This window comes from Dietzia sp. B32, assembly GCF_024732245.1.
Taxonomy (GTDB): domain Bacteria; phylum Actinomycetota; class Actinomycetes; order Mycobacteriales; family Mycobacteriaceae; genus Dietzia.
Genome location: NZ_CP093845.1, coordinates 1,294,545 through 1,307,312, shown reverse-complemented (window position 1 = coordinate 1,307,312; position 12,768 = coordinate 1,294,545). Strand labels below are relative to the sequence as shown.

Annotated in this window: 13 protein-coding genes; 4 read left to right on the top strand and 9 right to left on the bottom strand. The window is 71.0% G+C overall.

Going from position 1 to position 12,768, the window contains the following annotated elements:
• Positions 1-83: 83 nt before the first annotated feature.
• The 6 genes from L8M95_RS06275 to L8M95_RS06250 form a co-directional block, all read right to left on the bottom strand.
• A complete protein-coding gene (locus L8M95_RS06275; protein ID WP_069390457.1) occupies positions 84-1,124 on the bottom strand; it encodes a TerC family protein in 1,041 nt (346 codons plus the stop codon).
• Positions 1,125-1,262: 138 nt separating this feature from the next.
• A complete protein-coding gene (locus tag L8M95_RS06270; protein ID WP_260488635.1) occupies positions 1,263-2,168 on the bottom strand; it encodes an alpha/beta hydrolase in 906 nt (301 codons plus the stop codon).
• Between the two features lie 49 nt (positions 2,169-2,217).
• Positions 2,218-2,415 carry a hypothetical protein gene (locus L8M95_RS06265; RefSeq protein ID WP_069390455.1) on the bottom strand — a complete coding sequence of 66 codons (198 nt, stop codon included), beginning with the start codon at positions 2,413-2,415 and terminating at the stop codon, positions 2,218-2,220.
• A gap of 186 nt (positions 2,416-2,601) precedes the next feature.
• On the bottom strand, positions 2,602-5,082 hold the full coding sequence (locus L8M95_RS06260; protein WP_260488634.1) for a PEP/pyruvate-binding domain-containing protein: 2,481 nt from the start codon (positions 5,080-5,082) through the stop codon (positions 2,602-2,604).
• Entirely contained in the window at positions 5,079-6,083 is a 1,005-nt protein-coding gene (locus L8M95_RS06255; RefSeq protein ID WP_260488633.1) for a TIGR03617 family F420-dependent LLM class oxidoreductase, read from the bottom strand. Before L8M95_RS06255 ends, L8M95_RS06260 begins: the two co-directional genes overlap by 4 nt.
• Positions 6,080-7,222: a hypothetical protein gene (locus L8M95_RS06250; RefSeq protein WP_260488632.1), complete on the bottom strand. Its 1,143-nt coding sequence runs from the start codon at positions 7,220-7,222 to the stop codon at positions 6,080-6,082. The genes L8M95_RS06255 and L8M95_RS06250 overlap by 4 nt, the downstream gene beginning before the upstream one ends.
• 87 nt (positions 7,223-7,309) lie before the next feature.
• Here L8M95_RS06250 and L8M95_RS06245 point away from each other — a divergent pair, with 87 nt between their 5' ends.
• Positions 7,310-7,969, top strand: a complete 660-nt coding sequence (locus L8M95_RS06245; RefSeq protein WP_260488631.1) for a TetR/AcrR family transcriptional regulator — start codon at positions 7,310-7,312, stop codon at positions 7,967-7,969.
• A gap of 42 nt (positions 7,970-8,011) precedes the next feature.
• Here the strand turns inward: L8M95_RS06245 and L8M95_RS06240 are convergent, their stop codons facing one another.
• Complete coding sequence (locus L8M95_RS06240; protein WP_260488630.1) at positions 8,012-8,602, bottom strand: hypothetical protein; 591 nt, start codon at positions 8,600-8,602, stop codon at positions 8,012-8,014.
• Positions 8,603-8,816: 214 nt separating this feature from the next.
• On the opposite strand from L8M95_RS06240, the gene L8M95_RS06235 reads away from it, so the two are divergent.
• The gene (locus L8M95_RS06235; protein ID WP_260488629.1) at positions 8,817-9,209 is read left to right on the top strand and encodes a hypothetical protein; all 393 of its coding nucleotides are present in this window, start codon (positions 8,817-8,819) and stop codon (positions 9,207-9,209) included.
• Positions 9,210-9,285: 76 nt separating this feature from the next.
• The gene (locus L8M95_RS06230; RefSeq protein WP_260488628.1) at positions 9,286-9,474 is read left to right on the top strand and encodes a DUF6440 family protein; all 189 of its coding nucleotides are present in this window, start codon (positions 9,286-9,288) and stop codon (positions 9,472-9,474) included.
• 32 nt (positions 9,475-9,506) lie between these two features.
• Here L8M95_RS06230 and L8M95_RS06225 read toward each other — a convergent pair whose 3' ends face one another.
• Positions 9,507-10,103, bottom strand: a complete 597-nt coding sequence (locus tag L8M95_RS06225; protein ID WP_260488627.1) for a hypothetical protein — start codon at positions 10,101-10,103, stop codon at positions 9,507-9,509.
• A 346-nt stretch (positions 10,104-10,449) separates the two neighbouring features.
• On the opposite strand from L8M95_RS06225, the gene L8M95_RS06220 reads away from it, so the two are divergent.
• Positions 10,450-12,540 carry a heavy metal translocating P-type ATPase gene (locus tag L8M95_RS06220; protein ID WP_396119553.1) on the top strand — a complete coding sequence of 697 codons (2,091 nt, stop codon included), beginning with the start codon at positions 10,450-10,452 and terminating at the stop codon, positions 12,538-12,540.
• Here the strand turns inward: L8M95_RS06220 and L8M95_RS06215 are convergent.
• Positions 12,524-12,760: a hypothetical protein gene (locus tag L8M95_RS06215; RefSeq protein WP_260488626.1), complete on the bottom strand. Its 237-nt coding sequence runs from the start codon at positions 12,758-12,760 to the stop codon at positions 12,524-12,526. The genes L8M95_RS06220 and L8M95_RS06215 overlap by 17 nt on opposite strands.
• Between the last annotated feature and the right edge of the window lie 8 nt (positions 12,761-12,768).

Here is a 12,768-nt window from a genome sequence, read left to right as displayed (position 1 = left end):
CTTCCGTAAAGGCGCCGGTGGGGCCCGTGCTAGTGACGACGGTCACCGGCGATACGGCCGACCATACTCCCGTTGGCAGGAAGTTATAAGGCGTCACGGGAAGCAGAGGAGTGTTCGCGTCCGAGACGGAACAGCGGTTCGAGCTGGGCGTCCTCCTCGGCGGTGGCGACGCGGAACGGTGGGTCGGCCGGCGTCGGCAGGCTCTGACGTTCCTGACCGCGCGTCGCCCGCAGGCTCGCCACGACCGACACGGTGAGGATCGTCGCGATGACGGCCAGCGAGATGGGGGTCGGGATGTAGAAGACGTCGATCTTGAGAAGCATCTTCACACCCACCCACATCAGCACCAGCGCCAGCCCGATCTTGAGGTACACGAAGCGGTGGACCAGATCGGCGAGCAGGAAGTACATCGCGCGCAGCCCGAGGATCGCGAACGCGTTGGCCGTGAAGACCAGGAACACCTCGTCGGTGACGGCGAAGATGGCGGGAATGGAGTCGACGGCGAAGACCACATCCGTCGTCTCGACCAGCACCAGCACGGCCAGCAGGGGAGTGGCCATGATCAACCCGCCCTTGCGGACCAGCAGTCGCTGACCGTGGAAGGTGTCCGTGATGGGCACCAGCCGGCGGAACGCCCCGAGAATTCGGGACTGGTCCGGGTTGAGGTGCTCGTCGCGCTGGCGGATCATGCGGAAGCCCGTGTACAGCAGGAACGCGGCGAAGATGTACAGGATCCACGAGAAGTTCTGGATGAGCAGCGCGCCGCCCGCGATGAAGATGCCGCGGAACACCAGCGCGCCCAACACTCCGAGGAACAGGACCCGGTGCTGGAACTGGGCGGGCACCGCGAAGTGGGCAAAGATGATCGCCCAGACGAAGACGTTGTCCACGGCCAGAGATTTCTCGATGAGGTACCCGGCGAAGTACTGCTGGCCGAAGTCCGCGCCCCAGACCGCCCAGACGATCGCGCCGAAGCCGACACCGAGCGCGATCCAGACCGCCGACCACGCCGCGGCTTCCTTCACGCCGATGACGTGGGCCTTGCGGTGGGCGACGAGGTCGATGGCCAGCATCACGACGATGAACGCGATGACCGCGAGCCAGATCCATAGAGGGGTGTGCATTATCGAGGACCTTTCGATCAGTGGATGATCGAAGGTCTCTCCCGGCCGGTCCGGCCCGCTCCGCCGGGCCCGAGGGCCGGAATGACGACGAAGCGCGTGAGGGATACTCCCCTTCTGGTGGGGTCAGAATAGCGCGACTCAGCTCTGGTGGCGAGCGAGGAACGCGTACAACTGACGGCGGGCGCGGTCTCCCTCCGGGATCGGCTGCATGGTCCAGTTGTGGAACATGCCCGGGTATTCGTGGAACTCCACGTCTACGCCGCTGCGTGTGGCCGCGGCCAGGGCCTTGTGCGCGTCCGGGTTGAGGATGTCGCGGGTTCCGGTGAAGATCTGCAGCGGAGGGAATCGCGAGTAGTCGGCGTAGACGGGGCTGATCTCCGGCGCGGTCGGATCGTCCCCCGCCGCGTACCACTCGCCGGCCAGGCGCAGCCCGTCGATGTCGAGCTCGGGGTCGTCCGGATCGATCTGTTCCGACCGCCGGTCCGACACCTCCATGTCCAGCCATGGCGAGAGCAGCACCAGGGCTGTCGGCAGGCTGTCCCCCCGCCGTTGCAGGGTCTCCGTGAGGTACACCGCCAACGCGCCGCCGGCTGAGTCGCCGAACACGAACCGGTGTCCCGGGTGGTCTGCGAGAAAGCGATCGTATGCTGCAGTCGCGCAGTCACGGATCTCTTTGTGTCCCGCCCTCGGCGCCAACGGGTACATCGGGAACGCGATCGTCGCGCCCGTGCTCAGCACTACGTCACGCACGAAGTCCCAATGGTGGTTATCGGGTTCCGAGACGAACGCCCCGCCGTGCAGATGCAGGATGAACGTGTCAGAGCGCTTGGTGGGGTCCTCCGGCGAGAAGACGTGGCAGCCGTACCCGCCGACCTGTTCAGTACGCACCGACAGGCCGTTGGTCCGCTTCGGCGGGGGAACGGTCTTGTGTGGATTCTGCGCCTCGGGTAGCGACTGGCGCATTGAATCCGGGTCCGAATAGAAGCGCTTGCTGCGGCGCGCCCGCAGTCCAGCCATCACCAGACGAGCTCGAAGGGATGTCATGTCCCCGGACCGTACGCCCGGCAATGAAAACATTCGACCCTTCGCGCAGTCAGGCGACCTCGTCGTCGTCATCCTCCGTGTCGCCGTCGTCAGCGGGCAGTTCGATGGCCTGCTCGGCGACGTCGGCCGGGTTCGCCTCGCGGGAGGGATCGTCGACGGTCACCTCGGGCTCGTACTCCTCGGCGGCGGTGACTGAATCCGGGCCGGGGGTGTACTCGTCCGGGTCGATGCGGTCCTCGGTGATCATCTCGTCCTCCTCCTGACGCAGGGGCGCGTGACTCCACCTCTAGCAGCCTCCCGTGGTCGGCGCCAGTGGTGGAACGCACAGCGACGTTCCGATGGTGTCGAGGTGACGGTCATCGCGAAGACGGTTCTGCACACGTCGGCCGAGAGGCAGGTGTGCGGAACTGTCTTGTGGATGAGAGGCCGCCCCTCACCCCTCCAGCCGCGTCACCACACCCCGGTCGCCGTCCACTCGGACGCGGTCGCCGGTGCGGAGCGTTCGGGTGGCGTCGATGGTGTTGACCACGCACGGCAGGCCGTACTCGCGGGCGACCACCGCGCCGTGGGAGACGGAGCTGCCGATGTCGGTGACGAGGGCGGCGATCACCGTGAAGTACGGCGTCCAGCCCACGTCGGTCACGGGCGCGACCAGGACCTCACCGGCCTTCACCTCGCGGGCGTCGACGATCGACCGGGCCACCCGCACCACGCCCTCCACCGTCCCGCGGCTCGCCGGACGGCCCACGATCTCGCCGCCCGCAGCCTCCCGCGGTGGCCGAGCGATCAGCGGCACCGGCCGGCCCACGGACACGTCCGCGAACTCCAACGCATCCTGGAACGCCAGTGCCTTCCGTCGCTCGACCGCCCGCGCGACCAGCGACTCCGCCGAAACCGGCGCGTCTCCGTCAGAGCCGTGGTCGCCGAGCCCGCCGGTCACCGGGCCGGGCGCGCCGACGATCCGCGCCAGCTCGGGCCGGTCGAAGAAGTACACCAGATCCGCATCCGGCAGCCGGCCGGTCGCCGCGAGCACCTCACCCAGACGTCGATAACCGCGCTTCAGCGAATGCGCCATCAGCGCCATCTTCGACTTGGTCTCCTCGCGGCCCCGCGCCCCGCCCCGGGCCAACCGAGCCAGCTGGCGGATCGCGCGGGACTCCGGCTCCGGAACCGCAGCGGTCTCGGACGACTGCCCGCGCCGCTCGAGCGTGGACCGCACCATGACCTGCATGATCGTGCCCAGCCCCTCGGGATCATCGGCCCACGACGCGTCGCGGATGCACAGCTCGCGGTAGCCCCGATGGCCGTGCCGGGACAGGAAGCGCCGCAGCGCGACGCCCCACCCGTCGGCCGAGGCGAGCACCGCCTCGACCGCCGCGCCGGGATCCGCGCCGAGGAACCGCTCGGCGGCAGCGGAGTCCGCCGCCAACGCGCGCACCACGGCGTCGAGTTCGGCCAGCATGACCGCGCTCTCCACATCTGCCGCACCGGCCATGAGCCGGGAGGCCTCGGCCCGGCCGTCGTCCTCGCTGCCGCCCGCAGCCACGGCCCGCCGCATGAGCACGCTCTCCAGGACGTTGGCCGCGACCGCCGCCCGCGACGACGACCGCACATGGGTCAACGTCACCTCGCAGTACAGGCGCATCCCGCCCTCGAGCTGCCCCCACACCTGTAGTGGGTCGTCGCCGGTGGGCACCTCGAACGCGGCGATCTGCTCGCCGAGCCGCCGCACGGCCGACCCCGCGGTCAGCGCGAACGTGGACAAGCGCACCGTATTGCTCAGCCGCCGCAGGAAGGGTTGCGGCGGCTTGGGCACCAGCTCGTCGACCACCCGCCCGCAGACCGACGTGGAGAACTGCTCCAGCGAGTTGCCCAGCAGCCCCGAGCTCAGCGCCGTGCCCTCGGTGAGGTTGAGGAACATGTGCCCGGAGAAGTAGCCGACCTGCAGCCACGGCTGTTCGTAACTCGGCTGCGCGCGGGCGACCACCTGGATCATCTGCATGGCGTGGTCGATCGCATACCCCGACACCGACGCGGTGAGCGGGCAGTACGCGCCCGGCATCATCTCGCCGATGTTGCAGCGCGTGTACACGTGGTCGGCGCCGGCGAGCGTCGAGTCCATCCCGCCGAGGTCGGCGGGCAGCGTGGTGACGGGCCGCGCCTGCAGCCACCACAGCCGCCCCGCCCGGTCGATCGCCCACTCGAGATCCATCGGTCGGCCCCAGTGCCGTTCGGCGGTCAGCGCGCCGGACCGGATGGCCTCGATGTCCTCGCCGAGGAGCACCGGACGCTCGCCGGTCTCACGGACCGCCACGTTTCCGTCGGAATCGAGCACGAGGTGGTCGGGGGAAGCGGTGCCGTCCACCAGGGACTCGCCCAACCCGGCGACGGCGTCGATCACCATGAGGTCGCGCCGCCCCGTGGTGGGGTCGGCGGTGAACACGACGCCGGCCGCGCGGGCGTCCACCATCTGTTGAACCACGAGGTGCATGGCGACGGGGGAGTCGGGGTTCGTGCCGCCGGAGTCCGCGTCGCGATAGGCCGTCGCGCGCTGCGAGGCCGCCGACGCCACACACGCGCGTACCGCCTCCGCCAGCGCCGCGGCCGAGTCCACGCCCAGCACCGTGTCGTACTGTCCGGCGAAGGACTGCTGCGCGCCGTCCTCGCCGACGGCCGAGGAGCGGACCGCGACCGGGGTGGCCCCCGCGTCGGCCATGCGTCGGAACCACCGGGCGGCGGTGTCGGTGAGCCCGGTGGTGTCGGATCCGGTGTCGACGACGACGAGGTCGGCCCCCGCGTCCGCGATGACGAACCCCGGCGGCACGTCCAGGCCCAGGCGGATGAGCTCGGCCAGACCCGCGGCCTTGCCGCCGTAGCGGTCGTCGGTGACCTGCTCGAACTCGACGGTGTTCACGGCCGGCCCGCCAGTTCGTCGACGATCTGCGCGAGGGCGTCGGTGGCGATAGGCCCCGTCTGATAGAGACAGACCCGGTCGCCGACGCCGTCCACGCGGTCCCGCACGTGGGCGGCGACCTCGGCCGGGGTGCCGCACGCCGCGATGGTGTGCAGGATCTCGTCGCTGATGAGCGAGGTCATCTCCTGCCACCGCCCCTGCTTGCTCATGGCGTTGAGCTCGGGTTGGAGATCGCCCCAGCCGTGCGCATCCAACACCGGCTTGTAGGCGGGCGTCGAGCCGTAGAACGCCAACAGTCGGCGGGTGGACATGTGGTCGTCGTCGTCGCTCTTGTCGTCCGTCACGGACACGATCACCTCGGGCACCACCTCGAACTCCTCCTCGCTCCGCCCGGCGGCCGCCAGTCCCGCCCGCACGTTCGTCATCGTGTGCTCGCGGAGGAATCGCGTGGTGCCGAACGGCATCACGAGCAGCCCGTCGGCGACCTCGGCAGCCGCGCGGGTCAGGCGCGGGCCGAGAGCGCCCAGGTAGATGGGCGGCGGGCCGTACGGGGTGGGCGGCGGCACGAACGTCGGGGTCATGAGGGTGTGGCGGTAGAACTCGCCGCGGAAGTTCAGGCGCTCGCCGGTGGCCCACGTGTCGAAGATGGCCCGCAGCGCGCCGACCAGTTCCGTCATGCGATCGACGGGCCGGTCGAACCCGGTGCCATAGCGCTTCTCGATCTGCGCCCGGATCTGCGTGCCCAGGCCCAGGATGAACCGGCCCTCGCTGAGCGTCTGCAGGTCGTGGGCCTGGTGCGCCAGCTGGATGGGATTGCGGGGAAAGGCGATCGCCACGTTGGACATCAGGTCCAGGCCGCCGACCTGCGAGGCCAACACGAGGGGGGTGAACACGTCGTGCGGTCCCTCGAAGGTGAAGACGCCGGACGCCCCGGCCTCCCTGAGCTCCTCGGCGCGCCGGACCGCGTCGGTGGGGGCGAACAGCGCCGTCATGACCTTCATGCGTGCGCCCCCGAGCCCGCGCCGGCCCCCGAGCCGTCGGTCCAGTCCGAGAACCCGGACGGGTAATGCGGGCCGATGACCCCGTGCTCGAACAGGCCCGCACCCTCGCGGGTGGTGCCGTCGGCCTCCGTGCACACCGCGTGGCCCACGTGGTCTATGAGACTGAATGCCGCGCCGGCCATGACCTGCGGATCCGTGAGGTCGAACGTCACGCGGTCGGTGAAGCCCTCGCCCTTCCAGCTGCCGTGCGCCCACGTCGAATCGCCTCCGTAGCCGGAGCCGAACGCGATCGGCGCGTACAGCCGGGACTCGACCTCCAGGCGGATCTGCTCGCCCGCGCGGTTCATGAACTCCACACGCACGCCCGTCGGGATCCGGGTGCCGGGCGTGTACTCGACGGCCACACGCACGCCGTCGAGCTGCTCGACCCGGCCGCCGGCCCAACGGCGGGTGCAGTCGTAGAGACTGCGGTGGCCGTCGGGGTCCTCCTGCAGGATGAGGAACAGCTGGAAGTCGTCGAACGCCAGCGGGAGATACAGCCACCACATGCCCCGGAAGTCCGTGTCGGGCCTGCCGGCCGGTTCGGCCTCGCCCACCGGGCGGATACCCCACGAGCGATCCCGGGCGGCCACCGACGAGTCGTGGGTGACCTCCAGCCTGTCGTCGTCGACCTCTATCCATCCCTCCCACGAGCCGACCTGGGCGAACCGGCTCGCCTGGAGCGTCACCCGCCGGTCGGTGAGCATCGCGTGCGGGTCCTCGAGCGCGGCGGGGAACAGGCCCCGCCACGTCAGGTCTGCGGCGATGCCCTCAGTCGGCTCCAGCGTCAGCCGGATCTCCCGCAGTGGCTCGATCACCTCCAGCCGGTAGCCGCCGACGTGCGGGTTGAGGCGGTCGTCGTCGATGGCATCGCTCATCCGCACCGCCGTCTGCGTGTCGCCGCGGCGGACCACGAAGTACGCGTCCTTCACGCCGAGGCGCGGGTAGTAGCCGATCCCGGTGAGCACCATGAACCGGCCCTGCCGGTCCAGCACGTTGAAGTAGGAGCGGTCGTAGAAGTTGCGGTCCGAGGTGGCCGGCCAGGTCAGGGGGGCGGGCGTCTGGTGGATGGGGTATTCGTCGAGCGGGCTCAGATGCACGGGGCTCTCCCTGGGGTGCTGGGTGGCGGCGTCTCGCGCCGACGGCGGGGAATACGATGTGCGGCGTATCGGAACTAGGATGAGAACATGACAGCAGACGGCGACAGCGCGCGCGGCGGATCGGCGAAGTCCGCGCCCGGACGGCCGCGCGACGGTCGGATCGACGCCGCGATCATCGCCGCGACCCGTGAGCTCCTCCTCGAGACGGGCTATCCCGCGCTCACGCTGTCCGCCATCGCGGCGCGCGCCGGGACGACCACCGCCGCGTTGTATCGTCGCTGGTCGAGCAAGGCGCAGCTGGTGCACGAGGCGGTGCTGGAGGCCGACGCGATCCCGGCGTTCGAGCTACCCGATGGCGCTGGCGTCGGGGCCGACGCCGCTGCCGGGCATCCGGGGGCCGCCGCCGGAGACCCGCCCGCCGCCGACATCCGCGCGCTGGTCGAGACGGTCCGCGTGCTCTTCGACCGGCCCGAGGTGCGCGTGGCGCTTCCCGGCCTCATCGCCGACACGGTGGCCGACCCCGAACTGCACGCTCGCATGATCGCCCGGCTCGCCGGCAACCTGCCCGCCTTCGAATCGCGCTTCGGCCGGGCCCGCCGCAGCGACGAGCACCTCCCGGTGCTGGCCGAGGTCGTCGCCGGCGCGGCGATCTTCCGGATTCTGGTGAGCCCGCACGCCGCGCTCGACGACGAGTGGGTCGAGGAGCTGACCGCGCTCATCACCGGGCGGTGGCGGGCAGGCGGCTGACGAGGTCTCGGCCACCCCGCGGCTCGAGGGTCCGGAGCCGACCTACGAGTTGGCAATCGCCAGAATGATCCAGACCGGCAGCCAGAGCCCGAAGGTCAGCAGTGTGAGGATCAGGTGCAGCGCGTGATTGACACGCTTGACCTGCCCGCCGTGGACGTACACCGTCTGCTGCATGGGCGGATAGCCGAACTGCTGCGGGTAGGGCCCCTGCGGGAACTGGTGCGGCGCCACGTGCAGGTGCTGCGGGATGTACTGATCGGCGTACCCGAACGGCGTGGTGGGGCCATACGGAGCGGTCGGACCGTAGGGCGCGGCGGGCGGCATGCCGTACGGGAACCCGCCCTCGTGGGCCAACGGTTCGGCCGGACGCGCGTAGGGCTGGGCCGGGTGGGGCGGGGCGGCGAAACGCTGGGGATCGTAGGGCTCGGGCTCGTACCGCCGGGGTTCGTAGCGTTCGGCCTCGAAACGGCGGGGCTCGAGGGGCGAGGAGCGCTCTGCGGGCGGGAACTGCGCCGTGGCGGACGAATCGGTCGGGAACTGCTCGGTCGGGCTGGAGTGGTCCGGTGTCGCAGCCGGGTCGTACCGGCCCTCGGTCCACGGCCCGTCCGGCCGCCGCGCGTACTGCTCGTCCATGCTGACTCGATTCGAGGGGTCGCTGGCGGGTGGGGACGTCTCCAAGATAGCCCCCGGCAGCACCCCGTTCACACCGGTCACTCCCGATCTCAGGGTCGGATCAGGGTCACCCTGAGCCGCGATTCGGCCGTCTCTCAAGACGTCCCCGGCCCGGACCCATCCGGTATGCGGGGGTCTCCGAATCCTGTGTAGACGCCGAGACAGGAGATCCACCATGAGCACGGTCCCCACACGTCGCCACCGCACGATCAGAACGGCCGCCACCATCGCCCTCGGTGCAACCGCCGCGGTCCTCGCGCTGGGGTCCGGCATGCTGACACTCGGGTCGTCGCTGTCCACCGCGGTCGCCTCCGCCGAGCTCGCCGCGGGCGCGGCCCTGATCTCCCGGACCACCTGGATGCTGCCCGCCCTGTTCACCGTCATGGTGTTCGTGGGGATGGTCGTCGCCGTGCACCTGATCGGCGGACGCCGCGGCCCGCAGACCACCGAGGCCCGGACTCGCACGCGCGACGCCGAGACCACCGCCGCGATCCCGTTCGAACTCCGGGCACCCGACCGGGCGGTCGCCGAGGCCACCCGCGGCCTGTTCCGCCACATCGACTCCTGAGCCCGGTCCCGGGGAGGGTGACCTCGTCGTCGTCGCACCTTTGGCCCGCACACCCCGCCGGTGCCACCATGGGCTCATGGCCAAAAAGGACAAGCGTTTCGAGAAGATCCACTCCGAGTCGATGGGATTCGGCGGGACGGTGGAGATCCTGCGCGACACCCGCACCGGTGTCTGCTACCTGTGGCGCTCGGTCGGCGGGAGCGGGGGCGGCCTCACCGTGCTCGTCGACGCGCAGGGCAAGCCGCTGATCGACTACGGACTCTAGGCCGGCTCGAGCCCGGGCCCTGCTGGCGACGGTCAGCCCGCGCAGTGCCCGCCGGCCTCGTCGCCGGTGCCTGATGTCGACCCGAGTTCCCCACCCAGTCTGTCGACGAGTCGCGGCGCGACCCCCGTCACAGTGGGCTGCGGGCAGGTCGCCTCACTCGCCGGAACAGTGGTTGAGGGCGCGGGCACCGGCGCGGGCGCGGGCGCGCTGGTCGAGGGCGCCGCGGCGGTGGGAGACGGGTCGGCGGGTTGCCGCGCGATGGTCGGCGCGTCGGTCCCCGGACCCGAGGTGGGACTGCCGGCCGGGACCCGGATGATCAGTGAGTCCGACTCGCCCGCCGCCGGACCCGGGCTCGCGACGGTCGACGAGAGGACCCAGGTCTGTGGGCCCGACGTCAGCGACGCGCGGTCGCTGGAGGTTGTCGGGACGACCGCGGAGGATTCCTCCAGGCCGGACGGCACCAGGAAGACCACGCCCAACAACGCGGCCACTCCCAGCACCGCCCAGCCGAAGCCGGTGTGGGGGCCCGGGGCGGGCGCGTCGTGGGCCGGGGGAGAGGCGTCCGGCGCGAGGGCGGCATCACCGGCACCGTGGCGGATTCTGTGCTTGGACCGCCTGAAACCGACCATCGTGTCTCCCTGCGTCAGGCACCGCCGCGGATCGGCCGGTGCAACCGCGGGAGACCCTCACCACCCCTGCTCCCAGCGATAACATCGCGGCGGGTTTGGTGAGCGTTACTTCACGATGGGTGGTCAGGTGGGCTGTGAACTCCGAGAACTTGTTTGACGGCCGATCCACATCTGGTCGTCCAGCTGGCCGACGCGGAGGATCCGGGGCGAGGACATGATCACATCACCGCGATCCCCCGGTGCGCGCCGCGGGGTCGTTCTGCGGTCGCCGCACGTCGGCGTGCTGGACGTTGTCGTGGGTCCGTGACACGGTCGGGTCAGCGGCGACCACGGGAGGCTGACACCGATGAGCCACGGACACGATTCTGCGGAGCACGTCGATCCGGATGGAGGGATGGCCCACCACGGCCACGCCGACCACCCGGCGGCTGCCAGCCACGACCATGCCGGCCACGACCACTCGCACCACGTGCAGCTGTACGCCCGCCTGTTCTGGATCATGCTGGCGCTCGGCATCCCGACGGTCGCGTTCTCCCCGATGTTCGGGCACCTGCTCGGGTACGAGGTCACGGGCTGGGGCCTGTGGGTCGCGCCGGTGCTGGGCACGGTCATGTACGTCTGGGGTGGCCGCCCGTTCCTGACCGGTGGCGTGGACGAGCTCCGCGCACGGCAACCCGGCATGATGCTGCTGATCAGCCTCGGTATCACGGTGGCGTTCCTGGCCTCGTGGGGCGCCACGCTGGGCCTGCTGGGCGCCGAGCTCGAATTCTGGTGGGAGCTCGCGCTGCTGGTGGTGATCATGCTGCTCGGCCACTGGGTCGAGATGCGTTCGCTCGCCCAGACCGGGTCCGCGCTCGACTCGCTGGCGTCCCTGCTCCCGGACCGTGCCGAGCGCGTGGTGGGTGACCGCGTGGAGGAGGTCTCGCCGGGGGAGTTGAGGTACGACGACGAGGTCATCGTCCGACCCGGCGGTGCGGTCCCCGCGGATGGCGTGATCACCCGCGGCTCGGCGAGCATGGACGAGTCGATGATCACCGGCGAGTCCCGCACGGTCCGCAGGGGCGAGGGTGAGCAGGTGGTGGCGGGGACGGTCGCGACGGACTCGGGTGTGCGGATGCGGGTGACGGCGGTCGGTGACGACACCGCACTGGCCGGCATCCGGCGGCTGGTTGACGAGGCGCAGAATTCGTCGTCGCGGGCGCAGCGGATCGCCGACCGGGCCGCGGCATTATTGTTCTGGTACGCCCTCGGCGCGGCGGTGATCACGGCCCTCGTGTGGTGGTTCGTCGGCCCGCCCGACCAGATCGTCGCGCGGGTCATCACCGTCCTGGTGATCGCGTGCCCGCACGCACTGGGGCTGGCGATCCCGCTGGTCGTGTCGATCGCGACCGAGCGCGCGGCCCGCGGTGGCGTGCTCATCACCGACCGGCTCGCCCTGGAGGGGATGCGGACGGTCGACGTGGTGCTGTTCGACAAGACCGGCACCCTGACCACGGGGACGCCCGCGGTCACCGGGGCGGAGGCGGTCGCAGGGTGGGCCACGGACGACGTGGTGCGCCTGGCCGCGGCCGCGGAGTCGGACTCCGAGCACCCGCTCGCCCGGGCGATCGTCGACGCCGCGGTCGAGCAGCGGCTCGACGTGCCCGCCGCGACGGCCTTCAGCTCGTCGCCGGCGGTGGGCGTGCAGGCCCGCGTCGAGGACCGACTGGTCCAGGTCGGCGGGCCGTACCTGCTGGAACAGGAGGGATTGGTCGAGGTGGACGCGCTCGCGGGCGCGGTCGGGGACTGGCGCACGCAGGGCGCGACCATCCTGCACGTGCTGGTCGACGGCCGTGTCGTGGGCGCGCTGCGGCTGGTCGACGAGGTCCGCTCCGAGTCCGCGGCCGCCGTCGCCGCATTGCACGACCGCGGCGTCGAGGTGCAGATGATCACCGGCGACGCCGACGCCGTTGCCGCGTCCGTCTCCGACGAGCTGGGCATCGATCGCTACTTCGCCGGCGTCCGGCCCGAGGACAAGGCCGCCACCGTCCGCCGTCTACAGGACGAGGGCCGCCGGGTGGCGATGGTCGGCGACGGCGTCAACGACGCACCCGCGCTGACGCAGGCAGACGTGGGCATCGCCATCGGGGCGGGAACCGACGTGGCCATCGCCTCCGCCGGAGTGGTGCTCGCCTCCGACGACCCGCGCTCGGTGGTCTCGGTCGCCGCGCTCTCGGACGCGACGTACCGCAAAATGGTGCAGAACCTGTGGTGGGCGGGCGGCTACAACTTGCTGGCCGTCCCGTTGGCCGCGGGCGTGCTGGCGCCGGTGGGCGTCATCATGCCGATGTCGGTCGGCGCGATCCTCATGTCCCTGTCGACGCTGGTGGTGGCGGTCAACGCGCAGCTGCTCCGACGCGTGGACCTCTCGCCGGAGCAGGTCACCGTGCGCAGCTGACCGCCGCCCTGGCCGCCGGCGGCGCGTGCCCACCGGCGGTTCGCCGAGCGCAGGCTCGCTCGATCGCGGCGAGCAGGTCGGCGCAGGCCGCGCAGTCGGTCCGGCACGCCGTCAACTGTGCCTTGAGGACGTTGAGGTTGCTGCCGGTCCGGCGGCTCAGCAGGGCGGCGGTGGCGGTGCAAACGTCGGGCGCAGACGTCCGCGGCAGACGTCCGCGCATCGATGGCC

Excerpts from the sequence above, each read along its gene's own strand:
- L8M95_RS06275 (WP_069390457.1), bottom strand. The coding sequence starts at position 1,124 with ATGCACACCCCTCTATGGATCTGGCTCGCGGTCATCGCGTTCATCGTC.
- L8M95_RS06270 (WP_260488635.1), bottom strand. The coding sequence starts at position 2,168 with ATGACATCCCTTCGAGCTCGTCTGGTGATGGCTGGACTGCGGGCGCGC.
- L8M95_RS06265 (WP_069390455.1), bottom strand. The coding sequence starts at position 2,415 with ATGATCACCGAGGACCGCATCGACCCGGACGAGTACACCCCCGGCCCG.
- L8M95_RS06255 (WP_260488633.1), bottom strand. The coding sequence starts at position 6,083 with ATGAAGGTCATGACGGCGCTGTTCGCCCCCACCGACGCGGTCCGGCGC.
- L8M95_RS06245 (WP_260488631.1), top strand. The coding sequence starts at position 7,310 with ATGACAGCAGACGGCGACAGCGCGCGCGGCGGATCGGCGAAGTCCGCG.
- L8M95_RS06240 (WP_260488630.1), bottom strand. The coding sequence starts at position 8,602 with ATGGACGAGCAGTACGCGCGGCGGCCGGACGGGCCGTGGACCGAGGGC.
- L8M95_RS06235 (WP_260488629.1), top strand. The coding sequence starts at position 8,817 with ATGAGCACGGTCCCCACACGTCGCCACCGCACGATCAGAACGGCCGCC.
- L8M95_RS06230 (WP_260488628.1), top strand. The coding sequence starts at position 9,286 with ATGGCCAAAAAGGACAAGCGTTTCGAGAAGATCCACTCCGAGTCGATG.
- L8M95_RS06225 (WP_260488627.1), bottom strand. The coding sequence starts at position 10,103 with ATGGTCGGTTTCAGGCGGTCCAAGCACAGAATCCGCCACGGTGCCGGT.
- L8M95_RS06220 (WP_396119553.1), top strand. The coding sequence starts at position 10,450 with ATGAGCCACGGACACGATTCTGCGGAGCACGTCGATCCGGATGGAGGG.
- L8M95_RS06215 (WP_260488626.1), bottom strand. The coding sequence starts at position 12,760 with ATGCGCGGACGTCTGCCGCGGACGTCTGCGCCCGACGTTTGCACCGCC.